Consider the following 8,480-nt stretch of genomic DNA (forward strand, 5'->3'; position numbering starts at 1 on the left):
CACCCGAACCGGAACCCACCGAAACTCCGGCCCCACCCGAACCGGAACCCGGGGGTGGAGAAACTGCTTCCTCGCCTGGACCCGAACCAACCGGATCTGCACCCACTGTTGAGTTACCGTCCATTTCTGAAGAGGGCACGGGCGGCTAAATTCATGGACTGCAGGACATAATGGACGGTAACAGCCCGGTGGCACGCATTAGGATTCTGGTCGTTGATGACCACTTGACCTTCGCGGAACTGCTCGCTGGCGCCCTCGACCAGGAGCCGGATTTAGTTTGTGTTGGCCATGCGACCAGCGCTGCCGATGCCGTAAGGATGTGCGACGAACTGCGGCCCGACTTGGTCATCATGGATGTCCAGCTTTCCGACGGCGACGGTTTAACCGCCAGCTCAACGATCCTGCAAAAATATCCGCGGACCCGGGTGATTGTTCTGACGGCCCACGCAACGACAGAGATCTTCGAACAGGCGGCCAAGACGGGCGCCTGCGCATTCCTTACTAAGGATGGGTCGCTCTCCACCATGCTCCAGACCATCCGGCATGCCCAGCCCGGGAGCATGGTCGTTACCCCCGGCCTCGTGGCCGCACAAGCCACCTTCAGATATGGAATTCAGGAACAGCACACGCGCATTCCGTCGCTCACACCCCGCGAGGCGGCCGTGCTCGAACTCATGGGCGAAGGCAAGGATGTGCGGATAATCGCTAAAGATCTCGGCGTATCCCCACACACCTGCCGAGGTTACGTCAAATCAATTCTCTCTAAATTGGGTGCCCACTCCCAGCTCGAGGCCGTGGTCATCGCCTCTCGACTGAACCTGATCCGCCAGCCTCAGCAGAGGTTCCCAGTTGCGGATCATTAGGCTCCCGGTGTACTAGGTTGTCCGCAGGTCGGCGACGAATGTGAGTTTGTCGATCACGGTATCCGGAATGATGAAGGGGTAGAGATCGTCGTGCCCCATGCTTCGGTTGATCTGATTCAACGCGGCGGACAACGGTAACCAGGCGTCCTCCACGACGTCGCGGAATGTTGTGGATTCTTGTGGCCCGCGTCGGGCAAGGCCGAACTCGTATGCAGTGTCGAGCGTGTCATTGATATGGAGGTAGTGTGCGAATGTCTCCGCGAAGTCTTCATAGGGATGCATGGTCGCGTACTTGGAAATGTACTCCGATTCCCATCCGTCGGGAGCTCCTTCGGCGTAATGGCGGTTGAGCTCGTCTTGGTAGTTCCTGGTATCGTCGCCGAAAATTTCCCGGGCTTGCCTCGTGCGTTCCTGGTCACTGAAAACCAAGGCGCCTTCAAAGTAGTGTCCTACCTCGTGGCGGAAATGGCCGAGCATCGTCCGGTATGGTTCGTCGAGCTTGGCGCGCACCTTCTCCCGGTGCGCGTCCTCAGTTTCGGCCAGATCTATGGTGATCACACCGTTTTGATGGCCGATAACGACGTCGACGTTGACGCTGGAAAGCAGATCGAAGGCCAAACCAAGATGTGGATCCTCGACACGGGTGACGATGGGCAGACCGATCCCATCCAGTTCAGCAATCAGATGGCGCTTGGCACGCTCCGCGTCCAGAAACTGAGCGAGGCCCCTTGCATCTTGATCATTGGGGCGCGTCCGGGTCAGGCAGCAGCTGAAGCATTGGTCTCCCTTGGCCGGGGCCAGCCACGTACAGCCGGATAAGTGAAGATTGGCGCACCTGTGCCAGGTTTCTCCGGACTGATCGACATAGGTACCGTCGCTGTTCACGGGCACAATCGTGTGCTCTTGACGCGAATAGCCCAGGTCGGTTCCGCAATGAATACAGACGGAGTTTTCGAAATAGAGGGCAGAGCCGCAGACCCGGCAGAGAAACTTTTTCACTTCACAATTCTACCGAGCGGGCCTGCGGCCACGAATACGCAAGGGTTATCCGGTTACCGCCGGGAACCTCTCCCAGACCCGGTGCCTCGCCAGCAAACCCGCTACCTCGCCGAGCACTTCCGTACCGCTGGATCCAAGCACCACCCCGGGTGCATTAACATCGACGCCGGCAGCCGTGAACGCGGTTTCGGCCTGCCCCCATCCGCCAACTGCTTTGGCGTGCCTAAACGCTTCGGAGAGCATCAGCGTCACGCGGGGATCGACGGCTTCACTGGCCCGGGAGTCCCCTGCTTTGGCGTCCAGGCCATCGGCAGCATCCGGGCCGGGCATAGGTGCACCGGCCAGCAGGATGGCATCGAACTCGACTGAACGTGTGGTGGTGAAGCTGCGTTGCACGGTCAAGGCGTTCTCTCCTTCGCCGAGTTTCCCTCCCGTGGGGGCGACAATCAGAGGCACCATGCCGGCGTCGAACACTGCAGTCTGAACAGCCCGCACGCTCTCCAAATCGCTGTCCATGTCCGCCACAATTCCTACGATCCGCCCATCGAGTGGCCATTCCTTGCCGATCTGCGACAGTGCGGCGCTGGGCTGGACTTCAGCCAGCTCCTCGGTTGGTTCCGGTACCGGCAGTCCCAAACCGCCCGCGACAGCGGAGCAGAGCTCGGCGTCAATATTGGCCAGCGCCTTCAGCTGGCGCTCTTTGACCGCCTGTTCGTAGCATTTGCCGAGCTCGAACGTGTAGGCGGCGATCACATGGTCCTGCTCGACCGGCGTCAGGCTGCGGTAGAACAAACGCGCCTGGCTGGTGTGATCGGCGAACGACGCCGGTGCCTTGCGGACTTTCATCGCGTCCTTGATTTCCTGCGGAACTTCGACATAGCCGCCCATATCCTCGCCGGCCGTAAAAGGGCAGCCGCCGTCGAGCGAGTTGGGCTTATAGGGCGCGACGCCGGTAGGTACCGCGCTCTGGTGCATACCGTCGCGGTGCATGTCATTGACAGGTGCATGAGGACGGTTGATCGGTATCTGCGCAAAGTTCGGCCCACCAAGCCGGCTGATTTGCGTATCCAGGTAGGAGAACAGCCTTGCCTGCAGCAGCGGATCATTGGTGACGTCGATCCCGGGAACAAGGTGTCCCGGGTGAAACGCCACCTGCTCGGTTTCGGCAAAGTAGTTAGTGGGGTTCGCATTCAGCGTCAAGGTGCCGATCAGCTGCACCGGCGCGAGCTCCTCGGGCACAATCTTGGTCGGATCCAGCAGGTCGATGCCCTCGAACATTTCATCGTCAGTGTCCGGGAATGTCTGGATCCCCAGATCCCACTCGGGATACGCCCCGGCTTCGATAGCGTCCGCCAGATCGCGCCGGTGGAAGTCCGGATCCATTCCCTGGACCAGCTGCGCTTCCTCCCACACCAGTGAATGCACGCCGAGCCTGGGCTTCCAATGGAACTTGACCAACGTCGTCGCTCCCTCGGCGTTGACGAGGCGGAACGTATGAACACCAAAGCCCTCCATCATCCGGAACGAGCGTGGAGTACCGCGGTCGGCCATGAACCAGATGGTGTGGGCCTGTGCCTCGGTGTGCAGGGAAACGAAATCCCAGAACGTATCGTGGGCACTTTGGGCCTGCGGAATCTCGCGGTCCGGATGCGGCTTGGCCGCATGGACGACGTCGGGAAACTTGAGTCCGTCCTGGATGAAAAACACCGGGATGTTGTTACCAACCAGGTCGAAGACGCCCTCATCGGTGTAGAACTTGGTGGCGAAGCCGCGGGTGTCGCGGACGGTGTCCGCTGAACCTCGGGAACCCACCACCGTGGAAAAGCGCGTAAAGACGGGCGTTTCGGCGTCTTTGGCCAGGAAGCCGGCCTTACTCACCGAGCCGGCAGCCCCATTTGCGCGGAAGACACCGTGGGCGGCAGCTCCGCGGGCGTGCACCACCCGTTCGGGAATCCGTTCATGATCGAAATGCGTGATCTTTTCGCGTAGTTGATGGTCCTGCAGCAGCGTCGGGCCCCGGGCGCCTGCCTTGAGCGAATGATCACGGTCGTTGACCCTCAGGCCTTGTGCAGTGGTGAGGTACTCGCCGGTTTGGGCCCGCGAATTGTCCGCCTCCGCTTCCTGCTTTCTTCCCGTCGGTGAGTACGGTCCGGGCGGTTGCTGGTCCGGTTTGGGCGGCAATGGTCCATGCGGCTCGCTAGGTTCAGGCACCTGAGGCGTCGAGCTGGACGGTGCGCCGGGGATGGGATTTTTCGCGTTGTTTTCTGGCATCTTGAGACTCCACGGGACTGCGTCGATCTTGGTGGCAGGCGCCCGCAGGCACCAACCGCGCCTTACAGGAGCGACTCTACACACGAAAAAGTAAGCCCGCTTAGGATGACAACCTGCGCCGAAAAATCTGCACCGGCCTGGTGAATTACCAGCATGCTTACTATAGTCTTTCCTCATGTGCCGAAACGGCAATCCATTAGTGCTTAGGGCGGCAGGTATTGGCTCGGACCCGACCTGCTTTGCCTGGCGAACCACAAGCCGCGGGTGAATGCGGGAATTGGGAGCGACTCATGACAAAGCAGGACAGGATCGCTGATCCTTGGGGGACGCGGACTCCATACGGGTCCGGCGAGAAATGGCCGGTGCGCGTGGATACACACCTCGAGGAGGGCTTGAACCCGGAAGACATCGACCGCTGGGTGCAGACGGCGTCGATCATGCACTCGAATGGTGACGCCTTGGACATCGCCGTCAAGAATGACCGCATTGCGGGTGTCCGGGGCCGGGCGTCGGACCGCGTCAATCATGGCCGTCTTGGACCGAAGGATTTGTACGGCTGGCAGGCGAACTCCTCCCCCGACCGTTTGACCAAACCGCTGATCCGCGAGGGCGGCAAGCTGGTGGAGACGGACTGGGATACCGCGATGGACCGGGTCGTCGGCCGGACAAAGGACCTGCTGGAGGAGCAGGGCCCGAGCGCCGTCGGGTTTTACACCACCGGCCAGCTGTTCCTGGAGGAGTACTACACCCTCGGCATCATGGCCCATGCCGGAATAGGCACGAACCACGTTGACGGCAACACCCGGTTGTGTACGGCAACGGCGGCAGCGGCCCTGAAGGAATCATTCGCCAGCGATGGTCAGCCGGGATCCTACACAGACATTGATCACGCCGACGTGATCGCCCTCTACGGGCACAATATGGCCGAAACGCAGGTGGTGCTCTGGGACCGCATTCTGGACCGGCTGGCGGGGCCAAACCCGCCGAAAATCATTTGCGTCGACCCCCGCATGACCCGTGTTGCCCGCGCCGCGACAGTGCATCTGGCTCCCCGGCTGGGCACGAACGTCGCGCTGATGAATGGTTTGCTGCACGAGATCATCGCCAACGACTGGGTTGATCATGACTACGTTGAGGCGCATGCTGTCGGCTTCGATGAGCTGGAGAAACGGGTCAGCGAGTATTCGCCGGAAGTCGTCGCCGAAATCTGTGATGTTCCCGCCGAGCAGATCCGGGAGGCAGCAAAGATAATCGGCGAAGCCGAGCGTCTGCTTTCGACCGTCCTGCAAGGCTTCTATCAGTCAAACCAAGCGACGGCGGCGTCGGTGCAGGTCAATAACGTCAACATTATCCGCGGCATGCTCGGTAAGCCCGGCTGCGGCATCCTGCAGATGAATGGCCAGCCCACCGCGCAAAACACCCGTGAATGCGGGGGCGACGGCGATTTCCCCGGCTTCCGCAATTGGTCCAATGACGCCCACATCGCCGATTTGGCCCGGGTCTGGAACGTGGATCCGATGGAGATCCCGCATTACTCGCCGCCGACACACGCCATGCAGATCATGCGCTATGCCGAGGAGGGTTCGATCCGCATGCTCTGGGTGAGCGCCACGAATCCCGCGGTGTCGCTGCCCGAATTGCGGCGCATCCGTTCGATCCTGACCCAGAAGCGGCTTTTCCTGGTGGTGCAGGACATCTTCCTGTCCGAGACCGCGCAACTGGCCGACGTCGTCCTGCCCGCCGCCACCTGGGGCGAGAAAACCGGCACCTTCACCAACGTCGACCGCACCGTCCACATTTCGGAGAAGGCCGTCGATCCTCCGGGAGAAGCCCGGTCCGATCTCGACATCTTCCTCGACTACGCGCGACGAATGGACTTCAAGGACAAGGACGGGGCGCCGCTGGTGAAATGGCATGATCCGGAGTCGGCCTTCGAAGCCTGGAAGGAATGCAGCCGAGGCAGGCCGTGTGACTACACCGGCATGTCCTACGAGAAACTCCGGGGCGGCTCCGGCATCCAATGGCCCTGCAATGACGAGAATCCCGAGGGAACAGAGCGCATCTACGTTGACGGAAAGTTCTGGAGCGACCCCGAGTACTGCGAAAGTTACGGAAAGGACCTGGTCACCGGAGCGCCGTTGGAGCCGACCGAGTACAAGGCGATGAACCCCTCCGGCAAGGCCGTGATCAAGGCTGCAGGCTATATGCCGCCGCATGAGATACCCAGCCAGGATTTTCCGTTCCAGCTCACAACCGGACGGACCGTCTATCACTTCCATACCCGGACCAAGACCGGCCGCGCGCCGCAGCTGCAGGCCGCCGCGCCGGAAGTATGGGTCGAAATGTCCGCGCAGGATGCCGGCGACCACGGCATTAATGAAGGCGATCTCGTTGAGGTTTCCACCCCTCGCGGATCGGTGCGCAGCAAAGTGCGGATCAGTGGTATCCGTCCCGGTGTCCTCTTCCTTCCATTTCACTACGGTTACTGGGATACCAAGAAGGGCCATAAGCCGGGCGGTTCAGGGCGTGCTGCCAATGAGCTGACTATCACCGACTGGGACGCCGCCTCGAAGCAGCCCATTTTCAAGACCGCCGCCGCCCGGGTGAAACTGATCAAACGGAGCCGCCGGGGCAAGCCATCCGCCGCTCCGACCACCACCGGTTCGGCACCGGTAAAAGGCGGCATCCGCCCCACCCGTGGAGACGCGACTGCCGGGGTCGACGAAGAATTCGATGTGGAGGGAACACGATGAAGATCGGGCTGGTCTTGCATGAGATGCACCGCTCAGAGAACGATCTGGCGCACGAATTGCTGCAGGTCTCGGAGCGGCACAAAGTCGATCACGAGATCTACCACATTGGCCGGGACTTGGCCCGCTGGTCCCAACGCCATGTACAGGAAATCGCCGACATCGGGCACAATTACGGGCTGGACCTCAATCCGAAACCGAAGGATGAGTTTGGCCTCGTCGAGCGGATGCGGGAAAGAGGCAGTGACTTAGTCGGCCGGCGCGGCGACGCATCGTTACTGCTCATCCGCGATTTGCGGAAGATTTATATGAAGGCTACCGGCGTATCCGCCGACTGGGAGGTTCTCGCCCAGGCCGCGCAGGGGATGAAACAGAAGGATCTCCTCGACGTGACCAAGCAATGCCATCCGGATACCCTCCGGCAGATGCGTTGGGCCAACGCCATGCTGAAAGTCGTCTCAACTCAGATCATCGTCAGCTAACACAACGGCAGCCTTACCGACGGCCCGATAACAGGCGGCGGAGCAGGGTGCTATTCGTCACGCATTCCCAAATGGAGCGGTGTGAGATCTTCGCGATGGGAGATCCCAAGCTTTGCAAAAATGCGATACAGGTGACCCTCTACTGTACGAACGGAGATCGATAAAATTTCGGCGGCGTCCTTGTTGCTGTGGCCTTCCAGGATAAGGGTGGCGATCACTCGCTCCCTCTGGGTTAGGTCCGCCACATTGCCGCATCCGTCCTGTGGGTACAACGTAATCCCTTCAAGCCGCGAAACCCGTTCGGACAGAACCGCCCGGAACTGACGCGCACGCTGTCCACTTCCTTGAGCCTCAAGCAGTGATACCGCCAGGGCTAGAGAGTCAGCGGCGATCAGGAAGTAGCGCGCGGCAACAGCATCGTCACTGGCACTACGGAGTCGTGCGGGATCCTTCGCCAAGACTCCCCATGCGAGGTGGGAGAGTATTCCGCCGAGCACCGACTGATTCACAGCCGCGGCATCATAGAGTGGACGGACGGCCGTTGTGTCTCCCATCCTTACAGCCAATTCAAGAACCACCATTTGAACGGAGATGATCCCTCGTTCAGCCGCTTCGTCAGCCACCTGTCGGAGCTTGTCCCGGCTGGCGGGTCCTCCCTCCATTGCAAGCTGAGCGGCGGCTGCGTGGGCTTGGCCAAGTAAGTACAGTTGCCTGCTTCCCCGGAACGACAGACGAAGCAATTCATCGGCGTAATCCCTGGCTAGTGGCGTGTCGCTGAAATAGTTTTACGGTCGGGTGGGATAATTGGGGCATGCGTACAGCTCCTTTGCAATTGCGTGATGGTGATGACGAGCGGTTGGCCGCGATCGTTCGGTCATCGACGGTGAAGGCCGGGCTGGCCCGGCGGGCGAGGATGGTTCTACTGGCTCATCAGGGTCAGTCGAACGCGGCGATCGCCCGAACGGTTGGGGTCTCGAGGCCGACGGTGATTTCGTGGCGGGTGCGTTACGAAGACGCCGGTGTGGCCGGGCTTGAGGATGAGCAGAGACCCGGTCGGCCGCGGCAGGTCGACCGCACAAAGATCATTTCGGCCACCCTCGCGCCGCCGCCGAAGA

Annotated in this window: 7 protein-coding genes; 4 read left to right on the forward strand and 3 right to left on the reverse strand. The window is 60.9% G+C overall.

Going from position 1 to position 8,480, the window contains the following annotated elements:
• Positions 1-170 precede the first annotated feature (170 nt).
• Positions 171-863 (forward strand): response regulator transcription factor, encoded by a 693-nt coding sequence (locus tag Y707_RS0101175; protein ID WP_026533757.1) that lies wholly within the window; start codon positions 171-173, stop codon positions 861-863.
• A 12-nt stretch (positions 864-875) separates the two neighbouring features.
• On the opposite strand, the gene Y707_RS0101180 is transcribed toward Y707_RS0101175, so the two are convergent.
• Together Y707_RS0101180 and Y707_RS0101185 are read right to left on the reverse strand one after the other, a co-directional pair.
• Positions 876-1,862: a zinc-binding metallopeptidase family protein gene (locus tag Y707_RS0101180; RefSeq protein ID WP_026533758.1), complete on the reverse strand. Its 987-nt coding sequence runs from the start codon at positions 1,860-1,862 to the stop codon at positions 876-878.
• 45 nt (positions 1,863-1,907) lie between these two features.
• Entirely contained in the window at positions 1,908-4,133 is a 2,226-nt protein-coding gene (locus Y707_RS0101185) for a catalase (RefSeq protein WP_026533759.1), read from the reverse strand.
• 290 nt (positions 4,134-4,423) lie between these two features.
• Between Y707_RS0101185 and Y707_RS0101190 the strand changes: the two genes are divergently transcribed.
• Complete coding sequence (locus Y707_RS0101190; RefSeq protein ID WP_026533760.1) at positions 4,424-6,886, forward strand: molybdopterin oxidoreductase family protein; 2,463 nt, start codon at positions 4,424-4,426, stop codon at positions 6,884-6,886.
• Positions 6,883-7,365, forward strand: coding sequence for a hypothetical protein (locus Y707_RS0101195; protein ID WP_026533761.1), 483 nt, complete (start codon positions 6,883-6,885; stop codon positions 7,363-7,365). Before Y707_RS0101190 ends, Y707_RS0101195 begins: the two co-directional genes overlap by 4 nt.
• A gap of 50 nt (positions 7,366-7,415) precedes the next feature.
• Here the strand turns inward: Y707_RS0101195 and Y707_RS0101200 are convergent, their stop codons facing one another.
• Positions 7,416-7,988 carry a helix-turn-helix transcriptional regulator gene (locus tag Y707_RS0101200; protein ID WP_026533762.1) on the reverse strand — a complete coding sequence of 191 codons (573 nt, stop codon included), beginning with the start codon at positions 7,986-7,988 and terminating at the stop codon, positions 7,416-7,418.
• A 188-nt stretch (positions 7,989-8,176) separates the two neighbouring features.
• On the opposite strand from Y707_RS0101200, the gene Y707_RS0101205 reads away from it, so the two are divergent.
• On the forward strand, positions 8,177-8,480 hold a 304-nt coding region (locus tag Y707_RS0101205), incomplete at its 3' end, for a helix-turn-helix domain-containing protein (RefSeq protein WP_035779810.1).

This window comes from Arthrobacter sp. H14 (assembly GCF_000520495.1).
GTDB lineage: Bacteria > Actinomycetota > Actinomycetes > Actinomycetales > Micrococcaceae > Arthrobacter_C.

Excerpts from the sequence above, each read along its gene's own strand:
- Y707_RS0101175 (WP_026533757.1), top strand. The coding sequence starts at position 171 with ATGGACGGTAACAGCCCGGTGGCACGCATTAGGATTCTGGTCGTTGAT.
- Y707_RS0101185 (WP_026533759.1), bottom strand. The coding sequence starts at position 4,133 with ATGCCAGAAAACAACGCGAAAAATCCCATCCCCGGCGCACCGTCCAGC.
- Y707_RS0101190 (WP_026533760.1), top strand. The coding sequence starts at position 4,424 with ATGACAAAGCAGGACAGGATCGCTGATCCTTGGGGGACGCGGACTCCA.
- Y707_RS0101195 (WP_026533761.1), top strand. The coding sequence starts at position 6,883 with ATGAAGATCGGGCTGGTCTTGCATGAGATGCACCGCTCAGAGAACGAT.